A 21,946-nucleotide genomic window follows, 5' to 3' on the forward strand; every position below is an offset into this window, starting at 1 on the left:
GAGCCGATCCCGGAGGATCAGATCGGCCAAATATTCCCTTACAAATCAATACCTTGGCATCAACCTAGGCCAGACCCGCCGTGCGTCTCAACTCCATCAAGCTCTCCGGCTTCAAGTCCTTCGCGGAACCCACCAACTTCCTCCTGCCTGGCCAGCTGGTGGGCGTCGTGGGCCCCAACGGCTGCGGCAAGTCGAACATCATGGATGCGGTACGCTGGGTGCTCGGCGAATCGCGCGCCTCCGAACTGCGTGGCGAGTCCATGCAGGACGTGATCTTCAACGGCACCACCACGCGCAAGCAGGCCAGCCGGTCGAGCGTCGAGCTGGTCTTCGACAACGCCGATCACCGCGCCGGCGGGCAGTGGTCGCAGTTCGCCGAGATCGCGGTCAAGCGGGTGCTGACGCGCGACGGCAATTCGAGCTACTTCATCAACAACCAGCCGGTGCGTCGCCGCGATGTGCAGGACGTGTTCCTGGGCACCGGCCTCGGCCCGCGCGCCTACGCGATCATCGGGCAGGGGACGATCAGCCGGATCATCGAATCCAAGCCCGAGGAGCTGCGGCTCTTCCTCGAGGAAGCCGCCGGCGTCTCCAAGTACAAGGAGCGGCGCCGCGAGACCGAGAACCGGCTCGGCGACACGCGCGAGAACCTCACCCGCGTCGAGGACATCCTGCGCGAGCTCACCAGCAATCTCGAGCGGCTCGAGAAGCAGGCCGAGGTCGCCACCCGCTACAACACGCTGCAGGCCGATGCGACGCGCAAGCAGCACCAGCTGTGGTTCCTCAAGCGCGGGGAGAGCGAGGGCGACCAGGCGAAGGTCAAGGCTGACGGCGAGAAGGCCATCAACGACCTCGAATCGCGCATGGCCGATCTGCGCCATGTCGAGTCAGAGCTCGAGACCGTGCGCCAGGCGCACTACGCCGCCGGCGACCAGGTCAACCAGGCCCAGGGCAAGCTGTACGAGGCGAGTGCGGAGGTGGGCCGGCTGGAAGGCGAGATCCGCTTCGTGGTCGAAGGCCGCCAGCGGGTCGAGCAGCGCCTGGTGCAGCTCGGCGAGCAGATCGCGCAATGGAACACGCGCCGCGAAGACGCCGAGGCCGAGATCGAGACGCTTGCCGGCCAGGGCGTGAATGCCGAGGAGCAGGCCGAGCTGCTGGCCGCGCAGCTCGAGGAGCACGACGCGCGCATGCCGAGCCTCGAAGAAGCGCAGCAGCGCGCCCAGGACGAAGCCAATGCCCAGCGCGCGAGCGTCGTCCAGGTGCAGCAGCAGATCCAGGTGCTGGCCGCCGACCAGCGCAACATCGAGGACCAGACCCGCCAGCTCACGCTGCGCGCCGAGCGTCTGCGCAGCGACCAGAACGCACTGGCCGCGCCCGACGAGGCCCGCCTGCGCGAGCTGCAGGAGCAACTGGCTGCCGCGCAGGAAGCCGCGAGCGAAGCCGATGCGCGCCTGCACGAACTGCAGGAAGCCGTGCCGCAGCTCGACGAGGACCGCCGCGGCAAGCAGCAGGCCGTCAACACCGAGGGCGCGCGCCATGCAGAGCTGTCGGCGCGGCTCGAAGCCCTGAAGGCGCTGCAGGAAAAGGTCAAGACCGACGGCAAGCTCGCGCCCTGGCTGGCCAAGCACGGCCTCGAGGGGCTGCAAGGCCTGTGGAGCCGCATCCATATCGAGCAGGGCTGGGAGAACGCGCTCGAGGCCGCGCTGCGCGAGCGCCTCGGCGCGCTCGAAGTCAGCCGCCTCGACATGGTCCGCGCCTTCGGCAGCGATGCACCGCCGGCCAAGCTGGCCTTCTACAGCCCGCCCACGGCGGCCGCGCCGCAAGCCTCGGGCGCGCTGCCGCGCCTGGCGGACCTGCTGCGCCTCGGCGACGCGGGCCAGCAGGCGCTGCTGGCCGACTGGCTGCACGGCTGCTTCACCGCGGCGACGCTCGAAGAAGCCCTGGCCCAGCGCGACAAGCTGCAGCCCGGCGAAGCGATCTTCGTCAAGAGCGGCCATGCGGTCACGGCCCATAGCGTGAGCTTCTACGCGCAAGATTCCGAGCAGGCCGGCCTGCTCGCGCGGCAGCAGGAAATGGAGAACCTTGAGCGCCAACTGCGCGCCCAGACGCTGATCAGCGAGGAAGCCCGCACCGCGCTGGCGCGCGCCGAGGCCGCCTACGGCGATGCGGCGCAGCGCCTGGTCGCGGTGCGGCGCGAAGCGGCCGACACGCAGTCGCGTGCGCACGAGCTGCAGGTCGAGACGCTGCGCCTCACGCAGCTGGCCGAGCAGACGCGCGCGCGCAGCGAGCAGCTGTCCACCGACCTTGGCGAGGTCGAGGCGCAACTCGAGGAGCTGCAGGAAAAGCGCGTCGCCGCCGACGGCCGCTTCGAGGAACTGGACATGCAGCTGGCCGACAGCCAGGAGCGCCATGCCCAGCTCGACGAGCGCGTGATCGAGGCCGGCCGCGCGCTGTCCGCCAGCCGCGAGCAGCACCGCAGCCTGGAGCGTCAGGCGCAGGAGGCCGTCTTCGCGCAGCGCACGCTGGAAGCGCGTCGCGCCGAGCTCAACCGCGCCATCGAGACGGCGACCCAGCAGGTCGTGTCGCTCACCGAAGAAGAGGAGCGCGCCCGCGCCGAGCTCGGCAGACTGTCCGACGCGGCTGCCCAGGCCGGGCTGCAGGACGCGCTGGCGCTCAAGCTGGAGCGCGAGGCCGCGCTGGGCGCCGCGCGCAGCCAGTACGACGACCTCACGCTGAAGCTGCGTGCCAGCGACGAGCGCCGGCTGCAGCTGGAGCGCGAGCTCGATCCGCTGCGCCAGCGCATCACCGAGCTGCAGCTGAAGGAGCAGGCCGCGCGCCTGGGCTTCGAGCAGTACCAGCAGCTGCTGGTCGATGCCGAGGCCGACCTCGATGCGATCGCGCGGTCGATCGAGGAGGACAAGGTCCGGCTCACCGGCCTGCAGTCGGAGATCGACCGTCTCAACCGAGAGGTCGCCTCGCTGGGCGCCGTCAATCTCGCAGCCCTCGACGAACTCGCGGTGGCAAGCGAGCGCAAGACCTTCCTCGACGCGCAGTCGGCCGACCTGAACGAGGCCATCAACACGCTGGAAGACGCGATCCGCAAGATCGACGGCGAAACGCGCGAGCTGCTCGGCGGCACCTTCAAGATCGTCAACGAGCACTTCAGCCGCATGTTCCCCGAGCTCTTCGGCGGCGGCAACGCCAGGCTCATGATGACCGGCGACGAGATCCTCGACTCCGGCGTGCAGGTGATGGCCCAGCCCCCCGGCAAGAAGAACCAGACCATCCACCTGCTGTCGGGCGGCGAGAAGGCGCTGACCGCGATCGCGCTGGTGTTCGCGATCTTCCAGCTCAACCCCGCGCCTTTCTGCCTGCTGGACGAAGTGGATGCGCCGCTGGACGACGCCAACACCGAGCGCTACGCCAAGCTCGTGACGGCGATGAGCCGCGAGACCCAGTTCCTCTTCATCAGCCATAACAAGATCGCGATGGAGATGGCAGAGCAGCTGATCGGCGTGACCATGCAGGAGCAGGGCGTCTCGCGCATCGTGGCGGTCGACATGGAATCGGCCGTGTCGATGGCCGAGGCCGCGTAGGCACCGGATGAGCAACCTCACCGTCGCCCTTGCCATCCTTGGCGGCCTCGTGCTGGCCATGGTGATCGGCTACAACGCATGGATGTCGCGCCGCAACGCGCCGCGCCAGCCCGATGCGCCGGACGGCGATCGGCCCGAAACGGCGTCTGCGCCACTCAGCCGCGATGAAGAGCCGGTGCTCCACTTGACCGGCCACCCGGTTGCGGGCGCCGAGCGCCACGAGCCGCTGTTCGACCCCGACCTGCCCGCACCCAGCGCGCTGCCGATTCCGACGGCCGACCGCCGCGGCGGGCTGGACCCGCTGATCGACGTGATCGCGCCCATCACGCTGGACGGCCTGGCGTCCGGTGACGCAGCCATCGCTGCCATGCCGGCTACGCGCCGCGCCGGCAGCAAGCCAGTGGCGATCGAAGGCCTCAACGAACACACCGGCGAGTGGGAGCCGCCCGCGCCCGGCCAGCGCTACGGCGCCTTCCAGGCCGGCGTGCAACTGGCCAACCGCACCGGGGCGCTCAACGAGATCGAGTACTCGGAGTTCGTGGTCAAGGCCCAGGCCTTCGCGGACGCCGTCAACGGCGCGCCCGAGTTCCCCGAAATGCTCGACGAAGTTGCACGGGCGCGCGAGCTCGACCTGTTCGCGAGCGCGCACGACGCCCAGCTGAGCTTCGTGCTGCGGGCGCTGCACGCCGCCTGGAGCCCGGGCTATGTGCAGCAGAATGCAGCGCGGCTGGGTTTCGTCGCCGGCATCATTCCCGGCCGCATGGTGTTGCCGGCGAGCGAGCTCGGCCTGCCGCCCATCCTGGGCCTGTCCTTCGACACCCAGGCCGCGCTCGCCGACGACCCGGCCCAGTCCGCCATCCGCGAGCTCACGCTGAGCCTGGACGTGCCGCAGGTCGACCGCGCCGAGCGCCCCTTCGCGCGCATGCGCGAAACGGCCGCGACCCTCGCGCGCGAGATGGACGGCGTCGTGACCGACAGCGACGGCCAGTTGCTGCGCGAGGAGACGATGGACGCAATCGGGGCCGACCTCGAGCAGCTCTACGACACTCTCGACTCGCGCGAGCTGTCGGCGGGCTCGCCGCTGGCCCGGCGACTGTTCAGCTAACCTCGCCCCTGATTCCGGAGATTTCGATGACACCACGCGAGGAAGCGGCTCGCGAAGCCGCCGCGCTGGGCGAGCAGCTGCGCCGCCACGCCCATCTCTACTACGTGCTCGACACGCCCGAGCTGCCCGACGCCGAGTACGACCGCATGTTCCAGCGCCTGCAGGCGCTGGAGACCGAATACCCCGAGCTGCGCACGCCCGACTCGCCGACGCAGCGGGTGGGAGGCGCCGTGCTGCCAGGCCTCACGCCGGTACGGCATGCCGTGCCGATGCTGTCCATCCACACGGAAACCGACACCACGGCGGCCGGTGCCCTGGCCTTCGACGCACGGGTACGGCGCGAACTGGGCCTGGGGCCGGACGCGCCACCCGTCGAGTACTCGGCCGAGCTCAAGTTCGACGGCCTGGCCATCAACCTGCGTTACGAGAACGGCGTACTGGTGCAGGGCGCCACCCGCGGCGACGGCGAAACGGGCGAGGATGTGACGCAGAACCTTCGCACCATCGGCCAGATCCCGCTGCGCCTGGCGGGCGAGGCACCGCCGGTGCTGGAGGTGCGCGGGGAGGTCTACATGCGGCGCGATGCCTTCGAGCGGCTGAACGAGCGCCAGCGCGAGCGCGGCGACAAGACCTTCATCAACCCGCGCAACACCGCGGCCGGCGCCATTCGCCAGCTCGATCCCGCGCTGGTGGCGCAACGGCCCTTGAGCTTCTTCGCCTATGGGGTGGGCGAGGTGGTGGGTTGGACGCAGCAGCCGGCCACGCACAGCGGCATGCTGGATGCGCTGGACGCCTTCGGCCTGCCGGTGTCGAAGGAGCGCGCCGCCGGGCCGGGCGCCGACACGCTGGTGGCCTTCCACGCACGCATCGCAGCGCAGCGCGACGAGCTGCCCTACGACATCGACGGCGTGGTCTACAAGGTCGACAGCCTGGAGCTGCAGCGCCGGCTGGGCTTCAAGAGCCGCGAGCCGCGCTGGGCCGTGGCCCACAAGTACCCGGCGCAGGAGCAAACGACCGAGGTGCGGGGCATCGAGGTGCAGGTGGGCCGCACCGGCAAGCTCACGCCGGTGGCGAAGCTGGCGCCGGTCTTCGTGGGCGGCGTCACCGTGACCAACGCCACGCTGCACAACGAAGCCGAGGCCCGGCGCAAGGATGTCCGGGTGGGCGACACCGTGATCGTGCGGCGTGCGGGCGATGTGATCCCCGAGGTCGTGGGCGTGGTGCCCGAGAGCGCGGCACGCCCGCCCGAGCAGCGCGGACCCATCTTCACCATGCCGGAGAAATGCCCCGTCTGCGGCTCCGATGCGCTGCGCGAGGAGGGCGAGGTCGACTACCGCTGCACCGGCGGCCTGTTCTGCGGCGCGCAGCGCAAGGAGGCCATCCTGCATTTCGCGGCGCGGCGCGCCATGGACATCGAGGGCCTGGGCGGCAAGCTGGTCGAGCAGCTGGTGGATAGCCAGTTGGTCCGCACGCTCCCCGACCTCTACAAGCTGGGCCTCACGACACTGGCCGGCCTCGATCGCATGGCGGACAAGTCGGCGAAGAACCTGGTCGATGCGCTCGAGGCCTCCAAGAAGACCACGCTGCCGCGTTTTCTCTTCGGGCTCGGGATCCGGCATATTGGCGAAAGCACCGCCAAGGACCTGGCCAAGCACTTCGGCAAGCTCGACGCGATCATGGACGCGAGCGAGGAGCAATTGCTCGAGGTCAACGACGTCGGCCCGGTGGTGGCGAAGAGCCTGCGCACCTTCTTCGACCAGGCACACAATCGCGAGGTGGTCGAGCAGCTGCGCGCCTGCGGGGTGACCTGGCAAGAGGGCGAGCCGGCTGCGCGCGCGCCCAAGCCGCTCGCGGGCAAGACCTTCGTTATCACCGGCACCCTTCCTACGCTCAGCCGTGACGAGGCGAAGGACAAACTGGAAACGGCAGGCGCCAAGGTGGCCGGGTCGGTCAGCAAGAAGACCGATTTCGTGGTCGCCGGTGCCGAGGCCGGGAGCAAGCTCGACAAGGCACGCGAGCTGGGCGTTGCCGTTATCGACGAGGCGCGGATGCTCGGAATTCTCGAAAACGGGCTCTAAGCCGTCGAGCCAACCGAGCTTTACCGGGGGTTACCGAGGTTCATCCGATAGAAGTCAACAAGGTCTACAAAGGAACCGTTGACAGAAGTACCTACCAGGAGTCCATCATGATCATGAATCTTCGGCTATGGGGTGTTGGCGCCGTCGTCGGCGGTGCGGCCCTGCTGGGCGGCTGCGTGTCCGTGCCGGGAGGCTCCTACGGGTACTCCGACCCCTATCCCTACTATGCGGACCCAGGGCCGGTGGTGGTCCAGCCGAACGTCTACATCGACGGTGGCTACTACTCCCGTCCGCGTTATCCCTACCCGTACCGGTACGACCACGGGCGACCCGGTTACTACCCGCGTGCGGGCCATCCGCGTCCGGGCTGGAGCGGGGCCCGCCCCGCCGTTCCCGTGCCACCGCCGCCAGGCCTCGGCCCGCGGACCGGCGGCGTCGCCGGCACGCAGGTGCCGATTCCTCCGGGGCGCAGTGCGCGCGAGATCGACCGCATGTTGAGCTCGCCGGACTCGCGCCACCAGACGCCCCCGTGATGCGGCCCGCGCGCCGTGCACGGTCGCGATAATGGCGGCCATGACGGTACGCGAGATCCTCAAGATGGGCGACCCCCGCTGCTGCGCATCGCGCAGCCTGTCGTCGCCTTCGACACCGACGAGCTTCACCTGCTGGTGCGGGACATGTTCGAGACCATGCATGCGGTGAACGGGGCCGGGCTCGCCGCGCCGCAGATCGGCGTCGACCAGCAGCTCGTGATATTCGGCACCGACACCGTCAATCCACGCTATCCGGATGCGCCGGCCGTGCCGCGCACGGTGCTGGTCAATCCGGTCATCACGCCGATCGGCGATGAGGAGGAAGAGGGCTGGGAGGGCTGCCTCTCCGTGCCGGGCCTGCGTGGTGTGGTGCCCCGCTTCGCCCAGATCCGCTATACCGGCTTCGACCCCTACGGCGATCCCATCGATCGCACGGTCAGCGGTTTTCATGCGCGCGTGGTGCAGCACGAGGTCGATCACCTGCTGGGCAAGCTCTATCCGATGCGGGTGCGCGATTTCTCGCGCTTCGGCTACACCGAGATCCTGTTCCCGGGCCTCGATGCGGCCGAAGACGAGTAGCGACGCTCAGTTGTAGCGCCCGCCGCTGCCGCCGATGCTGAAGCGCCCGGCACCCATGAAGGCCACGGCCACCGCGCTGAAGAAGAACATGCCCTGCAGCTCGAGCTCCCAGCCGCCTTGCTTGTTGAGCATGCCGAGCTGCTTCATGTGGACCAGCCAGACTGCGACCAGCATGTTGATGGCAACGATCCACGCCGCCGGCCGTGTGTAAAGGCCGATGATCAGCAGGACCGGCGCAACGATCTCGCCGACATAAACCAGGTAAGCCAGCGCGCCCGGCAGGCCGTGCGAAGCCAGCATGTTGGACACGGAGCCCACGCCGGTGTTGATCTTGGCGATGCCGTGCAGCAGGATCAGGATGCCCAGGGCCACGCGGAGGATGAGCTTGCCGGTGTCGTCGGAACGGATCATGTCGAAGCCTTTCTGTTGTTAAAAAAACAGGGCGATTGTGGTCGATTCCGGGCACGGCTTCCTGCCCGTCCTCTGACGGGCTGGGGAGACTCTCAGGCGCTCAGGCCGCCAGCGCCTCGAGCAGCTCGGTCTCGATCGTCGCCTGCGTGCGCTGGCCCTGCAGCTCGGGCCCGCTGATCAGGAAGGTGTCCTCCACCCGCTCGCCCAGCGTCGTGATCTTGGCGAGCTGCAGGTTGAGGTGATGGCGCGCCAACACGCGTGCCACCGAGTACAGCAGGCCGACGCGGTCGCTCGCCGAGATGTTGAGCAGCCAGCGCTGTGCCTTTTCGTCGGGCAGCAGGCTGACCCGTGGCTTGATCGGGAAGCTGCGCACCCGGCGCGATACCCGGCCCTTGCTGGGCGAGGGCAGGGGACCGGCCTCGTCCAGCGTCTTGGCCAGGCCGGTCTCGACCATGTTGATCAGGTCGCGGTAGTGCTCGGGAATGAAGGTGGTGACGACCTGGAAGGTATCGAGCGCGTAGCCGTTGGTGGTTGTGTGCACCTTGGCGTCGAGGATGCTGAAGGAGGACTGGTCGAAGTAGCCGCAGATGCGTGCGAACAGATCGGGCTGGTCGGGCGTGTAGACCACCACCTGCAGTCCTTCGCCCACCGGCGAGAGCCGGGCGCGCACGATCGCGGGCGCATGCGGGTCGACCGGCACGTTCCTGGGCGGCACGTGGCGCGACAGCTGCTTGGTATGCCAGGCGATCTCGGAGGCGTCGTGGCGCATGAAGTAGCCCACGTCCAGCGTCTCCCACAGTGCCTTGTGCGCCTCGAAGGGCTGTGCATGCAAGGCCAGCTGAACCAGTGCCTCGCGCTTGCGCGCCTCCACTTCGGCGCCCGGGTCGGGCATGCGGCCGCCCAGGGCGCGCAGCGTCGACCGGTAGAGATCCTCGAGCAGCTTGCCCTTCCAGGCGTTCCACACGCGCGGCGAGGTCCCGCGGATGTCGGCGATGGTGAGGAGGTACAGCGCCGTCAGGTAGCGCTCGTTGCCGACGCGCTTGGCGAAATTGCCGATCACCTCCGGGTCGCTCAGGTCCTGCTTCTGCGCGACCTGGCTCATCACAAGGTGCTCGGATACGAGGAACTCGATCAGCTTGGTGTCCTCGCGCGGGATCTCGTGCTGGCGGCAGAAGCGCCGCACGTCGCGCGCGCCCAGCTCCGAATGGTCGCCGCCGCGGCCCTTGGCGATGTCGTGGAAAAGGGCCGCGACGTAGAGGATCCACGGCTTGTCCCAGCCCCCGGCGAGCTGCGAGCAGAAGGGGTACTCGTGCGCGTGCTCGACGATGAAGAAGCGGCGCACGTTGCGCAGCACCATCAGGATGTGCTGGTCGACCGTGTAGACGTGGAACAGGTCGTGCTGCATCTGGCCCACGATGCTGCGGAACACTCGCAGGTAGCGGCCCAGCACCGAGGTCTGGTTCATCAGCCTGAAGGCGTGCGTGATGCCGCGCGGCTCCATCAGGATGCGCATGAAGGTCGCATGGTTCACGCGGTCGTTGCGGAACTTGCTGTCCATCACATGGCGTGCGTTGTAGAGCGCGCGCAGAGTGCGCGCCGACAGGCCGTTGACGCCGATGGTCTTCTGGTAGAGCAGGAAGGTCTCGAGGATCGCGTGCGGATCCTTGATGTACAGGTCGTCGCTCGCGACCTCGATCAGGCCGCCCTTCTCGAAGAAGCGGTCGTTGATGCGGGTGGCCTGCTCCTCCTGGGGATTCAGCCGGTCGGCGATGTTGAGCAGCAGGATCTGGTTGAGCTGCGTCACCGCCTTGGCGGCCCAGTAGTAGCGCCGCATCAGCGCCTCGCTGGACTTGCGCTGCGACTCGCCGACATAGCCGAAGGTCGCGGCCACGGCGGTCTGCAGGTCGAACACCAGGCGGTCCTCGCGCCGGTTGGCGATCAGGTGCAGGCGGGCGCGGATCAGGCTCAGCAGGGCCTCGTTGCGCTTGATCTGCTGCACCTCGAAGGGGGTGGCCAGCCCGTTCTTCGCCAGGTCGTCCCAGCGCCTGCCGAAGCCCGCGGCCTTGGCCACCCAGAGGACGGTCTGCAAGTCGCGCAGCCCGCCCGGCGATTCCTTGCAGTTGGGCTCCAGCGCATAGGGCGTGTTTTCGTACTTCTGGTGCCGGTGCCGCATCTCCTGCATCTTGGCCGCGAAGAAGGCGTGCGGATCGATGCCGGCGAGGAAGCTCTTGCGGAAGGCTGCGTAGAGCTTCTTGTCGCCGGCGACGAGACGGGATTCGAGCAGCGAGGTCTGGACCGTGACGTCCTTCGCGGCCTCGGCCAGGCATTCGTCGACCGTGCGCACGCTGGAGCCGATCTCCAGGCCCGCGTCCCAGCAATGGCCGATGAAGGACTCGATGCGCGCCGGTTCGATCTCGGTCGCATGATCGGCCGGCAACAGCAGCAGCACATCGACGTCGGAGAAGGGGAACAGTTCGCCGCGCCCGAAGCCGCCGACCGCGACCAGCGCCAAGCGGTTGTCGAAGCCCGCCTCCTCCCACAGCGCGTTGAGCGCCTCGTCGGCCAGCGCCGCCAGCTGGCGCAGCACCGTGTGGACGCTGCGCGTCGGCGCGCGCGCGCTGCGTGCCTGGTCGTACAGCGCAAGCTTGTGCGTGCGGTAGGCGTCGCGCAGGGAAGCGATGTCCACCATGGCAGCCTGTCGAAGGCTGGACGCCGCCTTCAAGCCGAGGCGCTGACGAAGGCAGGCGGCGGCGGGCTGCCGGCCGAGAGCGTGAGCACCTCGTAGCCGCTCTCGGTGACCAGCACCGTGTGCTCCCACTGCGCCGAGAGCGAATGGTCGCGGGTGACGATGGTCCAGCCGTCGTACTGGCCGCCGCGGGCGTCTTCCTTGATGTCGCGCTTGCCGGCGTTGATCATCGGCTCGATCGTGAAGGTCATGCCGGGCTTGAGCTCGTCGAGCGTGCCGGGCTTGCCGTAGTGCAGCACCTGCGGCTCTTCGTGGAAACCGCGGCCGATGCCGTGGCCGCAGAATTCGCGCACCACCGAGAAGCCGTTGCTCTCGGCGAAGCGCTGGATGGCGAAGCCGATGTCGCCCAGGTGCACGCCCGGCTTCACCTTGACGATGCCGTGCCACATGGCCTCGTAGGTGAGGGCGCACAGGCGCTTGGCTGCGATCGAGGCGTCGCCCACGACGAACATCCGGCTGGTGTCGCCGTGCCAGCCGTCCTTGATGACCGTGACGTCGATGTTGAGGATGTCGCCCTTCTTGAGCTGCTTGTCGTTCGGGATGCCGTGGCACACCACGTGGTTGACCGAGGTGCAGATGGACTTGGGGTAGGGCACGCTCGAGGCGCCCAGGTAGTTGAGGGGGGCCGGGACCGCGCCCTGGACCTGCGTGATGTAGGCGTGCGCGAGCTTGTCGATCTCGTTGGTGGTCACGCCGGGCTTCACGTGCGGGGTCAGGTAGTCCAGCACTTCGGCTGCGAGGCGGCCCGCGGTGCGCATGCCGGCCACGCCCTCGGCGTCTTTGTAGGTGATGCTCATGGGCCGGAATTATCCCATCCGCCCCGCTAAAATTCCGGGCTTGGCGCGGATGGCCCCAGTCAGCGGCCGCCGCCTTCCTCTCCTGGTTTCCAATGCGGCCCGCGGCCGATCCGATCGTGACCTTGCCCCTGAATGCGCCCTCCCATCCCGTCGCCCCGTTGGTGACCTTCTTCGAGGGCGGCAGCGCGCTCAGCGAGTTCCGGGCCCGGCAACTGCTGCCGAGATTGCAGGCGATCGAGCCCCGCATCGCGAGCCTCTCGGCGCGCTTCGTGCACCTGGTCGCGACCGACCACGCGCTCGAAGGCGCCGAACGCGAGCGCTTCGCCGCCCTGCTGGACTACGGCGAGCCCTTCGAGGCGCCGGCCAAGGCAGGACCCACCCTGGTCGTCACGCCGCGGCTGGGCACCGTCTCGCCCTGGGCCTCGAAGGCCACCGACATCGCTCACAACTGCGGGCTGGCGCTGCGCCGCGTCGAGCGCGTCACGCAGTACCACCTGGCGCTCAAGGCTCCGCTGCTGGGCAAGGCGCCGGTGCTCGACGCCGACGGGCTGGCCGCACTGGCCGCGCTGCTGCACGACCGCATGACCGAATCGGTACTTCCCGGGCTCGACCAGGCGGCAGCGCTGTTCGCCGAGCTGCCGGGCCAGCCGATGGCGCAGGTGGATGTCCTGGCCGGGGGGCGCACGGCGCTGGTCGAGGCCAACACGCGCTTCGGCCTGGCGCTGGCGGAGGACGAGATCGACTACCTGGTCGACGCCTTCACCCGGCTCGGGCGCAATCCGAGCGATGTCGAGCTGATGATGTTCGCGCAGGCCAACAGCGAGCACTGCCGCCACAAGATCTTCAACGCCGACTTCGTGATCGATGGCCAGCCGCAGCCGCAGAGCCTGTTCTCGATGATCCGGCACACCGAGCGCCAGAACCCGCAGCACACGGTGGTGGCCTATGCCGACAACGCCTCGATCATGGAGGGCTCGCGGGTCGAGCGCTTCGTCGCCGCCTCGGCCGCCGGCCGCTACGACAGGCAGGACGCGCTGAACCACGTGCTGATGAAGGTCGAGACGCACAACCATCCGACCGCGATCTCGCCCTTTCCGGGCGCCTCCACCGGCGCCGGTGGCGAGATCCGCGACGAGGGCGCCACCGGCCGCGGCTCCAAGCCCAAGGCCGGGCTGACCGGCTTCACCGTGTCGAAGCTCTGGCCCGCCGAGGGCAGCTACGGCAAGCCCGAGCACATCGCCAGCCCGCTGCAGATCATGACGGAGGGCCCGCTGGGCGGGGCGGCCTTCAACAACGAGTTCGGCCGGCCCAACCTGCTGGGCTACTTCCGCGAGTACGAGCAGGCCATCACGAGCGACCGCGACACGCTGCAGCGCGGCTACCACAAGCCGATCATGATTGCGGGCGGCCTGGGCAGCATCGATGCGGGTCAGACGAAGAAGATCCAGTTCCCCGCTGGCACGTTGCTGATCCAGCTGGGCGGCCCGGGCATGCGCATCGGCATGGGCGGCAGCGCGGCGAGCTCGATGGCCACCGGCGCCAATGCGGCCGAACTGGACTTCGACTCCGTGCAGCGCGGCAATCCCGAGATCGAAAGGCGCGCGCAGGAGGTCATCAACCATTGCTGGCAGCAGGGCGCGGCGAACCCGATCCTGGCGATCCACGACGTGGGGGCAGGCGGGCTGAGCAACGCTTTCCCCGAGCTCACCAACGACGCGGGCCGCGGTGCGCGCTTCGACCTGCGCGCCGTGCCGCTGGAGGAATCGGGCCTGGCGCCGAAAGAGATCTGGTGCAACGAGAGCCAGGAGCGCTATGTGCTGGCGATCGCGCCGGAGTCGCTCGACCAGTTCAAGGCATTCTGCGAGCGGGAGCGGTGCCCGTTCGCGGTGGTGGGGGTGGCAACCGAAGAGCGGCAGCTGATCGTGGCGGACGAGGGCACCCCGCCCGTCGACATGCCCATGGACGTCCTCCTGGGCAAGCCCCCCAAGATGCTGCGCGATGTCCAGTCGATCCAGCGCAAGTTCAAGCCTCTCGAGCTCACCGGCGTCGACCTGCAGAAGGCCGCCATCGAGGTCCTCTCCCACCCCACCGTCGCCTCCAAGCGCTTCCTCGTCACCATCGGCGATCGCACCGTCGGCGGCCTCAGCCATCGCGACCAGATGGTCGGCCCCTGGCAGGTGCCGGTGGCCGACTGCGCCGTGACCCTGGCCGACTACAAGGGCTTCGCCGGCGAGGCCATGAGCATGGGCGAGCGCACCCCGCTGGCTGCGCTCGACGCCCCGGCCTCGGGCCGGATGGCGGTTGCCGAGGCCATCACCAACCTGCTGGCCGCGCCCATCGATCTCTCGCGCGTCAAGCTCTCCGCCAACTGGATGGCGGCCTGCGGCGAGCCGGGCGAGGATGCCGCGCTGTACGAGACGGTGAAGGCCGTGGGCCTGGAGCTGTGCCCGGCGCTCGGCATCTCGATTCCCGTCGGCAAGGATTCGCTGTCCATGCGCACCCAGTGGCAGTCGCAGGGCGGGCAGAAGAAGGTCAGCTCGCCCGTGAGCCTGATCGTGACCGCCTTCGCCACCCTGGCCGACGTGCGCGGCACCTTGACACCGCAGCTGGATGCGACCGAGCCCGACAGCACGCTGGTCCTGATCGACCTCGGCCGCGGCCGCCAGCGCATGGCCGGCAGCATCCTGGCCCAGACCCTGGGCCAGAGCGGCGACCTGGCGCCGGACCTCGACGACCCGCAGGACCTCGTCAGGCTGGTCGCGGCCGTCAACGCGCTGCGCGCCGAGGGCAAGATCCTCGCGATGCACGACCGCAGCGACGGCGGCCTGTTCGCCGCCGCCTGCGAAATGGCCTTTGCCGGCCATGTGGGCGTCGCGCTCAACATCGACCTGCTGGTGACCGAGGGCGACGGCATCAGCGACAGCCGCGCCGAGTACGGCGATGCCAAGAACTGGGCCGGCCAGGTCAGCGCGCGTCGCGAAGAGCTCAGCCTGAAGGCGCTCTTCAACGAAGAGCTCGGCATGCTGCTGCAGGTGCGTACCGCCGAGCGCAACGAGGTGATGCAGACGCTGCGCGCGCACGGCCTCAGCACCCACAGCCATTTCGTCGGCAAGACCAGGCCAGACGCCTCGGCCATCGAGGCCGGCAAGAGCAAGGTGGAGGTCTGGCGCGATGCCAAGGCCATCTTCAGCGCCAGCCTGCACGACCTGCACCAAGTGTGGGACGCGGTGAGCTGGAAGATCTGCCGCGAGCGTGACAACCCTGACTGCGCCGACGCCGAGCATGCCGCCGCCGGCGAGCCGCAGGATCCCGGTCGCCACGTGCACCTGGCGCCGGGCGTGGAGGAGAACGTCGCCGCGCCTTTCCTCAACCTGGCGCGGCCCAAGGTCGCGATCCTGCGTGAGCAGGGCGTCAACTCGCACGTCGAGATGGCCTATGCCTTCCACGAGGCGGGCTTCGAATCCTTCGACGTCCACATGACCGACCTGCAGTCCGGCCGGGCCGACCTGGCCGACTTCAAGGGCGTGGTGGCCTGCGGCGGCTTCAGCTACGGCGACACGCTGGGCGCCGGCATCGGCTGGGCGCGCAGCATCACCTTCAACCCCAAGCTGAGCGAGCAGTTCAGGGCCTTCTTCGGCCGCCCCGACACCTTCGGCCTGGGCGTATGCAACGGCTGCCAGATGTTCGCCGAGCTGGCCGACATCATTCCCGGCGCCGAGGCCTGGCCGCGCTTCACCACCAACCAGAGCGAGCGCTTCGAGGCGCGGCTGTCGATGGTCGAGGTGCTCGATTCGCCCAGCCTGTTCTTCGCCGGCATGGCCGGCAGCCGGCTGCCCATCGCAGTCGCGCACGGTGAGGGCTACGCGAACTTCAAGCACCGCGGCGATCCGGCGAAGGCCATCGCTACGATGCGCTTCGTAGACCACGATGGCCAGCCGACCGAGCGCTATCCGTTCAACCCCAACGGCAGTGCGGGCGGGCTGACATCGGTGACTACCGCCGACGGCCGCTTCACCGCCTTGATGCCGCACCCCGAGCGCGTGTTCCGCAACATCCAGATGAGCTGGACCTCGGGTGACCGCAGCGCGCTCAGCCCCTGGATGCGGATCTGGCGCAATGCGCGAAAGTGGGTGGGGTAGGCGCTTGCGCCCGCTCGATCGTGCACCTATGATGTGTATGAATCAGTGAATTCATACACATCATGCGAACGAACATCGTCATCGACGACAAGCTCATGAACGACACCTTGCGCGCCACGGGTCTGGGGACCAAGCGCGAGGTCGTGGAGCTGGGCTTGCGCACCTTGCTTAGGCTGCGGCAGCAGGAAGCGCTTCGGCGCTTGCGCGGAAAGCGCAACTGGCAGGGCGACCTGGCCGAGATGCGGACGGACAAGTGATCCTGGTTGATTCCAGCGTCTGGATCGACTATTTCAGGGGCACGGATTCGGTCGCGGCCGATCGTTTGGACCAACTGCTCCAGACGGAGCCGGTCGCCATCGGCGACCTCATCCTGGCGGAAGTGCTGCAGGGTTTCAGCAGCGAACGCGACTTCGCCGAGGCTCGAAAGCTGCTGACAGCGCTGGAAGTCGTGAACCTGGGCGGCGAGGCGCTTGCGATCGAGGCTGCACGGAACCACCGTCGCTTGCGTGCGCTCGGCTTTACGGTCCGCAAGACCATCGACACCCTGATTGCAACGTGGTGCATCGAGAACGATGCACCTCTGTTGCACAACGACAGGGACTTCGATGCATTCGAGAAGCACCTAGGTCTTCGGTCCTGCTGAGGCAGAGGCGATAGGCAAACAAAAACGCGGCCACTTGGCCGCTTTTTTGCGTGTGCTGTTGCGTGCGAGACGCACTGATATGCAACCCTGGCAAAAGCTGCGGCAGCCGTGAAGAAGGGGTTACAACCCGAGTTTGACCCCAGCCAGGCTGAAAATTAATGCGACAACAAAAAAGCGGCCCGCGGGCCGCTTTTTGCTGAGGCGTAGAGGCCTTATTCGACTTTGGCCTTCGCCCGCAGTTCTTCCTGGTACTTCTGCAAGCGCTGTTGCTGCAGCTGCTGCACGATCTGCGGCTTGACTTCTTCCAGCTTGGGCAGCTGGGCCTGGCGGACATCATCGACGCGGATGATGTGGTAGCCGAACTGCGACTTGACCGGGGCGGGGGTCGTCTCCCCCTTCTTGAGCTTGATCATCGCCTCCGAGAACTCGGGCACGAAGCTGGCGGGTGCGGCCCAGTCGAGGTCGCCGCCGTTGGCGCCGGAGCCCGGGTCCTTGCTCTGCTTCTTGGCCAGGTCCTCGAACTTGGCGCCCTTCTTGAGGTCGGCCAGGATCTTCTGGGCCTGGTCTTCCTTCTCGACCAGGATGTGGCGGGCCTTGTATTCCTTGCCGCCGTTGGCCGCGACGAACTTGTCGTATTCGGCCTGCGCGTCGGCATCGGACACCGCATTGGCCTTGCGATAGTTTTCGAACAGCTGGCGGATCAGGATGGCCTGGCGCGCCAGCTCGAGCTGGTTCTTGTAGTCGTCGGTGCCGTCCAGGCCCTGCTTCTGGGCTTCCTGCATGAAGATTTCGCGGGCGACCACTTCCTCGCGCAGCTGGCCCTGCATCTCGGGCGTGACCGGCCGGCCGGCCGCGGCCAGCTGCTGGGCCAGCACGTCCATGCGCGCCTTGGGCACGGGCTTGCCGTTGACGATGGCCGCGTTCTGCGCGAAGGCGGGAAGTGCAGCCAGAAGAGCGGCGGCGGCTGCGGCCTGCAGTAGATGTTTCTTCATAGAGGGGGAGGGTACTTTTGCCGCCCGGGAGGGCGGAAATCAAAGCGCTTCAAAGCGTCTCGATGGCGATGGCGTGAAGGCCCTGTGCGATGAAAAGTTGCAGCGCATCATACACAAGCCGGTGGCGTGCCACGCGCGGCTTTCCCTCGAAGAGAGGAGAGGCAATCCGCACCCGGAAATGGGTACCGTAGCCCTCGGCGTTGGCGCCCGCGTGCCCGGCATGGGCAGCGCTTTCGTCGATGACTTCGAGCATGGTCGGCTGCAGCGTGGCCCGAAGGCGCGCTTCCAGGTCGGCGGCGGTAGGAAGACTCATGCTGCGGGCTTGTCCGATTTCAGGTGCGGCGAGATGTACAGCCCCTGCGCCACCAGGAACACGATCGGGAACGCATAGCCCCAGAGCTTGAAGTTCACCCAGGCCTCGGTGCTGAAATAGGCCGCAACGTAGCCGTTGATCGCGGCCATGAACACGCAGTACGCAATCCAGGCGACGTTGAGGCGGCCCCACACCTGCACCGGCAGGTCGAGCTGCGCGCCCAGCAGCATCTTGAGGAAGTTCTTCTTGAAGACCCACAGCGCGAGGGCCAACGCCAGCGCCATGGCACCGTACAGCACGGTCGGCTTCCACTTGATGAAGCGGTCGTCGTGCAGGAGCAGCGTGAGCGAGCCGAAGAGCAGGATCAGCACCAGCGTGGCCTTCTGCATCGGCGCCAGGCGGCGCTCGGTGAACCAGACGATGCCCATCTGCAGCACGGTGGCCGCCATCAGCACGCCGGTGGCGGTGTAGATGTCGTAGAGCTTGAAAGCGCCGAAGAACAGCAGGATCGGGAAGAAGTCGAGCAGGACCTTCATGTTCAGCGCTTCTGGAAATCGAGCGAGGCGGAGTTCATGCAGTAGCGCAGGCCGGTCTCGGTGGGGCCGTCCGGGAACACATGGCCCAGGTGGGCGCCGCAGTTGGCGCAGACGTTCTCCGTGCGCACCATGCCGTGCGAGCGGTCGACGATGTTCTTGATCGCACCGGGTACCGCCTCCTGCGAGAAGCTGGGCCAGCCGCAGCCGGCATCGAACTTGGTGGCGGATTCGAACAGCTTGGCGCCGCAGCAGATGCAGTGATAGGTGCCGTCTTCCCAGTGCGCCTCGTACTTGCCGGTGAAGGGGCGTTCGGTCGCGGCATGGCGCGTGACCTCGAAGGCGCCGGGCTCGGCGCCTTTCTCGGCCAGGAGGGCCTTCCATTCGGCGTCGGTTTTCTGGACGGGTGCAGTCATGATGAGCAGCTGATTTCGATCGTGGAAGCCCAGTCGGGCGGGAAGCCGGCATAGGCCTCGTGGCCGGCATGGTCTTCAAATGGGGTTTCGAGCAGCTTCAGCAAGGTGGCCACGCCCGAGAAGTCCTTGCGCTGCGCCGATTCGATGGCCTGCTGGCCCAGATGGTTCCGGAGCACGAATTTCGGATTGGCGCCGCGCATCGATTGTGCGGCCGGGCCGGCCGGCACCTGCGCGTGGCGTTGCGCGAAAGACTGCAGCCAGCCGTCGATGCCGCTCCGGTCGAGGAACAGGTCACGCACCGCGGCAACGTCGCCGCCCGCCTTGTGGTCGGCCAGGCGGCGCCAGAAGATCGTGTAGTCCACCTTCTCCTGCGCCAGCAGCTTGAGCACGCCTTCGATGAGCGCGCGGTCGTCCGCCGCGGCCTCCGGCAGGCCCAGCTTGGCGCGCATGCGCGCCTCGTAGGCATCCGGGAACACCGTCTTGTACGACTGCAGCGCGGCGACCGCGACCTCCTGGTCGCCGATCAGCGGCAGCAGCGCCTGGGCGAGACAGAACAGGTTCCAGTAGGCGACGTTGGGCTGCTGGTTGTAGGCATAGCGTCCGCCCGTGTCGCTGTGGTTGCAGATGTGGCCCGGGTCGAAGCCGTCGAGGAACTGGAAGGGTCCGTAGTCGATGGTGAGCCCGAGGATGCTCATGTTGTCCGTGTTCATCACGCCGTGGCAGAAGCCCACGGCCTGCCACTGCGCGAGCAGCGCCGCGGTGCGCTCGCTCACCGCCTCGAGGAAGGCCGCGTAGGCGTTGCCGCCGAAGCGTTCGCTGTCGCGGCAAGCCGGATAGAAGCGGTCGATCACGAAATCGGCCAGCGCGCGCAGTTCGTCGACGCGGTTGGCTGCGGCGAAGTGCTCGAAGTGGCCGAAGCGGATGAAGCTGGGCGCGGCGCGCGTCACCACGGCCGCCGTCTCGATTTCCTCGCGCACCACTGGCGCCTCGGAGCCCGTCACGCACAGCGCACGCGTGGTGGGGATGCCGAGGGCCTGCATCGCCTCGCTGCAAAGGAACTCGCGGATGCTGGAGCGCAGCACCGCGCGGCCGTCGCCCATGCGCGAATAGGGCGTGCGGCCCGCGCCCTTGAGCTGCAGCTCCCAGCCGCTCGCGGTCTCGCCCAGCAGGATGGCGCGGCCGTCGCCGAGCTGGCCGGCCCAGACCCCGAACTGATGGCCGCTGTAGACCGTGGCCAGTGGCCGAGTGCCGGCGATCGGCACGTTGCCGGTGAAGGCGGCCAGGCCGTCTTCCGACTGGAGGCGGGCCTCGTCCAACCCGATCTCTCGCGCCAGCGCATCGCTGCGCCCGACCCAATAGGGATCGGGCAGCGGGGTGGGGCGCAGCTCGGTGAAGAAGGCGGGGCCGAGGGTGGAGAAACCGGCGGTCCAGTCGAGTCCGAGGTCGACCACGTCCGCTTCGTCTGCGAGGATGCTCATGGCGGGATTGTCCCGTACCGACCTAAACCCCGGGCCGCGCGGGCCATCGGCGCTCTCCAGCCTTTCTGTTTCCATTTGTTCAAGCAGGGCGCTGCGCGGCGGTTTCCCCGTCGCGAGCCGGTAGAGTTCGGCGTCGCGCTCCGTCGCGCCCCCCACATCCAGCTTTTCCCCTCCCATGTCCAGTCTCATCGTCCACGGCGGCACGCCCTTGCGCGGCCGGATCAGCCCTTCGGCCAACAAGAACGCGGTGCTGCCCGTGCTCTGCGCCACCCTGCTCACCCGCGAGCCCCTGCGCCTTTACGGGGTGCCCGACATCACCGACGTGCGCAAGATCCTCGAGATCTTCCAGGCCCTGGGCAGCGACGTGCGGCTCGACCGAGAGGCGGGCACGCTGGAGCTGCACCACCGCGACACGGCCTTCGACGCCGCCCGCCATCGGCTGCCGGAGGAGATGCGGTCCTCGATCATGCTGGTGCCGCCACTGCTCGCACGCTTCGGCGTGGCGCGGCTGGAGGACAACGTCAAGGGCTGCACCCTGGGGGTGCGCGAGATCGACCCGCACGTCGAGGTCTTCCGGCACTTCGGCGGCCACGTCGAACGCACCGAAGGCTCGCTGCTGGTGCGCCTGGCCGAGGGCATGCGGCCGGTGGACCACTGGCTGGACTACGCCTCCGTCACCACCACCGAGAACTTCGTGCTCTGCGCCGTCGCCGCCGCGGGCACCTCGACGCTGACGAATGCCGCCTCGGAGCCCCACGTGCAGGAGTTCTGCCGCTTCATGGCGATGCTGGGCGCACGCATCGATGGCATCGGCACCTCCAAGCTCACCGTGCATGGCGGCGCGCCGCTGGCCGGCGGCGAATTCCGCTTCGACGAGGACTTCCACGAGATCACCACCTTCCTGGCGCTGGGTGCCATCACCGGCGGCGAGGTGCAGGTGCGCAACAGCGCGCCGGAGCAGTTCCCGCTGATCGACCGGACCTTTGCCAAGTTCGGCGTCCGGATCGAGCACCGCGACGGCTGGTCCCAGGCCCACCGCAGCGGCCCGCTGAAGGTGCAGGCCCCGTTCACGGCCAACGTGCTGACCAAGGTCGAGGCCGCGCCCTGGCCGTATTTCCCCGTGGACCTGCTGCCGATCTTCATCGCGCTGGGCGTGCGGGCCGAAGGCAACGCGATGTTCTGGAACAAGGTCTACGACGGCGCGCTGGGCTGGACCGGCGAGCTCTCGAAGTTCGGCGCCCATGTGTTCTCGTCCGACCCGCACCGGCTGATCACCTTCGGCGGCGGGCCGCTGGCGCCGGCCGTGGTCGAGAGCCCATACATCATCCGCGTGGCGATCGCGCTCTTCATGGTCGCCGCGAGCATCGAGGGACGCTCGGAGATCCGCAACGCGGCGCCGATCCGGCGCGCCCATCCGCGCTTCGCGGAGAACCTGCGCAGCCTGGGGGTGCGGGTGGAGTGGGCGCAGGACGAGTAGGCGCCGGCGCCCCGGCATCTCGGCAGCAGCGTCGCGGGACCTGCCCGCGGGCAGCTCTGCGGGTTTTTGTCATTGTGGGATCGCCCGAACATTGAGTGAATCGCAGGTGC

General features: G+C 68.2%; 16 protein-coding genes and 1 pseudogene. 9 read left to right on the top strand and 8 right to left on the bottom strand.

Translation table 11 applies throughout. The features are described 5' to 3' along the window. Positions 1–80 precede the first annotated feature (80 nt). The 5 genes and pseudogenes from smc (at position 81) to def (ending at position 7,891) form a co-directional block, all read left to right on the top strand. Entirely contained in the window at positions 81–3,596 is a 3,516-nt protein-coding gene (smc, locus tag ACMGEZ_RS06025; RefSeq protein ID WP_436821332.1) for a chromosome segregation protein SMC, read from the top strand. Between the two features lie 7 nt (positions 3,597–3,603). Further along, on the top strand, positions 3,604–4,701 hold the full coding sequence (locus tag ACMGEZ_RS06030; RefSeq protein ID WP_436821333.1) for a cell division protein ZipA C-terminal FtsZ-binding domain-containing protein: 1,098 nt from the start codon (positions 3,604–3,606) through the stop codon (positions 4,699–4,701). A gap of 26 nt (positions 4,702–4,727) precedes the next feature. Further along, on the top strand, positions 4,728–6,779 hold the full coding sequence (gene ligA, locus ACMGEZ_RS06035) for an NAD-dependent DNA ligase LigA (protein WP_436821334.1): 2,052 nt from the start codon (positions 4,728–4,730) through the stop codon (positions 6,777–6,779). A gap of 107 nt (positions 6,780–6,886) precedes the next feature. After that, on the top strand, positions 6,887–7,312 hold the full coding sequence (locus tag ACMGEZ_RS06040) for a hypothetical protein (protein WP_436821335.1): 426 nt from the start codon (positions 6,887–6,889) through the stop codon (positions 7,310–7,312). A gap of 40 nt (positions 7,313–7,352) precedes the next feature. Further along, positions 7,353–7,891 (top strand): annotated as a pseudogene (gene def / locus ACMGEZ_RS06045) (peptide deformylase). Between the two features lie 6 nt (positions 7,892–7,897). On the opposite strand, the gene ACMGEZ_RS06050 reads toward def, so the two are convergent. The 3 genes from ACMGEZ_RS06050 to map form a co-directional block, all read right to left on the bottom strand. After that, positions 7,898–8,302, bottom strand: coding sequence for a DoxX family protein (locus tag ACMGEZ_RS06050; RefSeq protein ID WP_436821336.1), 405 nt, complete (start codon positions 8,300–8,302; stop codon positions 7,898–7,900). A gap of 100 nt (positions 8,303–8,402) precedes the next feature. Beyond that, positions 8,403–10,991 carry a [protein-PII] uridylyltransferase gene (locus ACMGEZ_RS06055; protein WP_436821337.1) on the bottom strand — a complete coding sequence of 863 codons (2,589 nt, stop codon included), beginning with the start codon at positions 10,989–10,991 and terminating at the stop codon, positions 8,403–8,405. A gap of 29 nt (positions 10,992–11,020) precedes the next feature. Next, positions 11,021–11,845 carry a type I methionyl aminopeptidase gene (gene map, locus ACMGEZ_RS06060; RefSeq protein WP_436821338.1) on the bottom strand — a complete coding sequence of 275 codons (825 nt, stop codon included), beginning with the start codon at positions 11,843–11,845 and terminating at the stop codon, positions 11,021–11,023. A 116-nt stretch (positions 11,846–11,961) separates the two neighbouring features. Between map and purL the strand changes: the two genes are divergently transcribed. The 3 genes from purL (at position 11,962) to vapC (ending at position 16,627) form a co-directional block, all read left to right on the top strand. Then, positions 11,962–15,984 (top strand): phosphoribosylformylglycinamidine synthase, encoded by a 4,023-nt coding sequence (gene purL, locus ACMGEZ_RS06065; protein ID WP_436821339.1) that lies wholly within the window; start codon positions 11,962–11,964, stop codon positions 15,982–15,984. A gap of 62 nt (positions 15,985–16,046) precedes the next feature. Further along, a complete protein-coding gene (locus ACMGEZ_RS06070; protein ID WP_436821340.1) occupies positions 16,047–16,241 on the top strand; it encodes a type II toxin-antitoxin system VapB family antitoxin in 195 nt (64 codons plus the stop codon). Further along, positions 16,238–16,627 carry a type II toxin-antitoxin system VapC family toxin gene (vapC, locus tag ACMGEZ_RS06075; protein ID WP_436821341.1) on the top strand — a complete coding sequence of 130 codons (390 nt, stop codon included), beginning with the start codon at positions 16,238–16,240 and terminating at the stop codon, positions 16,625–16,627. The genes ACMGEZ_RS06070 and vapC overlap by 4 nt, the downstream gene beginning before the upstream one ends. 212 nt (positions 16,628–16,839) lie before the next feature. Here the strand turns inward: vapC and ACMGEZ_RS06080 are convergent, their stop codons facing one another. The 5 genes from ACMGEZ_RS06080 to ACMGEZ_RS06100 are packed head-to-tail and all read right to left on the bottom strand — an operon-like array spanning position 16,840 to position 20,359. Then, positions 16,840–17,619, bottom strand: a complete 780-nt coding sequence (locus tag ACMGEZ_RS06080; RefSeq protein WP_436821342.1) for a peptidylprolyl isomerase — start codon at positions 17,617–17,619, stop codon at positions 16,840–16,842. A gap of 49 nt (positions 17,620–17,668) precedes the next feature. Then, complete coding sequence (locus tag ACMGEZ_RS06085; protein WP_436821343.1) at positions 17,669–17,932, bottom strand: BolA family protein; 264 nt, start codon at positions 17,930–17,932, stop codon at positions 17,669–17,671. Then, complete coding sequence (locus ACMGEZ_RS06090) at positions 17,929–18,468, bottom strand: septation protein A (protein ID WP_436821344.1); 540 nt, start codon at positions 18,466–18,468, stop codon at positions 17,929–17,931. Before ACMGEZ_RS06090 ends, ACMGEZ_RS06085 begins: the two co-directional genes overlap by 4 nt. A 2-nt stretch (positions 18,469–18,470) precedes the next feature. After that, positions 18,471–18,881 carry a peptide-methionine (R)-S-oxide reductase MsrB gene (gene msrB / locus ACMGEZ_RS06095; protein ID WP_436821345.1) on the bottom strand — a complete coding sequence of 137 codons (411 nt, stop codon included), beginning with the start codon at positions 18,879–18,881 and terminating at the stop codon, positions 18,471–18,473. Continuing rightward, positions 18,878–20,359, bottom strand: coding sequence for a protein adenylyltransferase SelO (locus ACMGEZ_RS06100; RefSeq protein ID WP_436821346.1), 1,482 nt, complete (start codon positions 20,357–20,359; stop codon positions 18,878–18,880). The genes msrB and ACMGEZ_RS06100 overlap by 4 nt, the downstream gene beginning before the upstream one ends. Before the next feature lie 175 nt (positions 20,360–20,534). Here ACMGEZ_RS06100 and ACMGEZ_RS06105 point away from each other — a divergent pair, with 175 nt between their 5' ends. After that, positions 20,535–21,836 (top strand): UDP-N-acetylglucosamine 1-carboxyvinyltransferase, encoded by a 1,302-nt coding sequence (locus tag ACMGEZ_RS06105; RefSeq protein WP_436821347.1) that lies wholly within the window; start codon positions 20,535–20,537, stop codon positions 21,834–21,836. Positions 21,837–21,946 lie beyond the last annotated feature (110 nt).

The organism is Variovorax stachyos (genome assembly GCF_051400855.1).
Classification (GTDB): Bacteria; Pseudomonadota; Gammaproteobacteria; order Burkholderiales; family Burkholderiaceae_C; genus Variovorax.

Coding starts and splice junctions, on each gene's coding strand:
- ACMGEZ_RS06050 (WP_436821336.1), bottom strand. CDS start 8,302: ATGATCCGTTCCGACGACACCGGCAAGCTCATCCTCCGCGTGGCCCTG.
- ligA (WP_436821334.1), top strand. CDS start 4,728: ATGACACCACGCGAGGAAGCGGCTCGCGAAGCCGCCGCGCTGGGCGAG.
- ACMGEZ_RS06105 (WP_436821347.1), top strand. CDS start 20,535: ATGTCCAGTCTCATCGTCCACGGCGGCACGCCCTTGCGCGGCCGGATC.
- ACMGEZ_RS06100 (WP_436821346.1), bottom strand. CDS start 20,359: ATGAGCATCCTCGCAGACGAAGCGGACGTGGTCGACCTCGGACTCGAC.
- ACMGEZ_RS06080 (WP_436821342.1), bottom strand. CDS start 17,619: ATGAAGAAACATCTACTGCAGGCCGCAGCCGCCGCCGCTCTTCTGGCT.
- map (WP_436821338.1), bottom strand. CDS start 11,845: ATGAGCATCACCTACAAAGACGCCGAGGGCGTGGCCGGCATGCGCACC.
- ACMGEZ_RS06090 (WP_436821344.1), bottom strand. CDS start 18,468: ATGAAGGTCCTGCTCGACTTCTTCCCGATCCTGCTGTTCTTCGGCGCT.
- ACMGEZ_RS06055 (WP_436821337.1), bottom strand. CDS start 10,991: ATGGTGGACATCGCTTCCCTGCGCGACGCCTACCGCACGCACAAGCTT.
- ACMGEZ_RS06070 (WP_436821340.1), top strand. CDS start 16,047: ATGCGAACGAACATCGTCATCGACGACAAGCTCATGAACGACACCTTG.
- ACMGEZ_RS06040 (WP_436821335.1), top strand. CDS start 6,887: ATGATCATGAATCTTCGGCTATGGGGTGTTGGCGCCGTCGTCGGCGGT.
- msrB (WP_436821345.1), bottom strand. CDS start 18,881: ATGACTGCACCCGTCCAGAAAACCGACGCCGAATGGAAGGCCCTCCTG.
- ACMGEZ_RS06030 (WP_436821333.1), top strand. CDS start 3,604: ATGAGCAACCTCACCGTCGCCCTTGCCATCCTTGGCGGCCTCGTGCTG.
- ACMGEZ_RS06085 (WP_436821343.1), bottom strand. CDS start 17,932: ATGAGTCTTCCTACCGCCGCCGACCTGGAAGCGCGCCTTCGGGCCACG.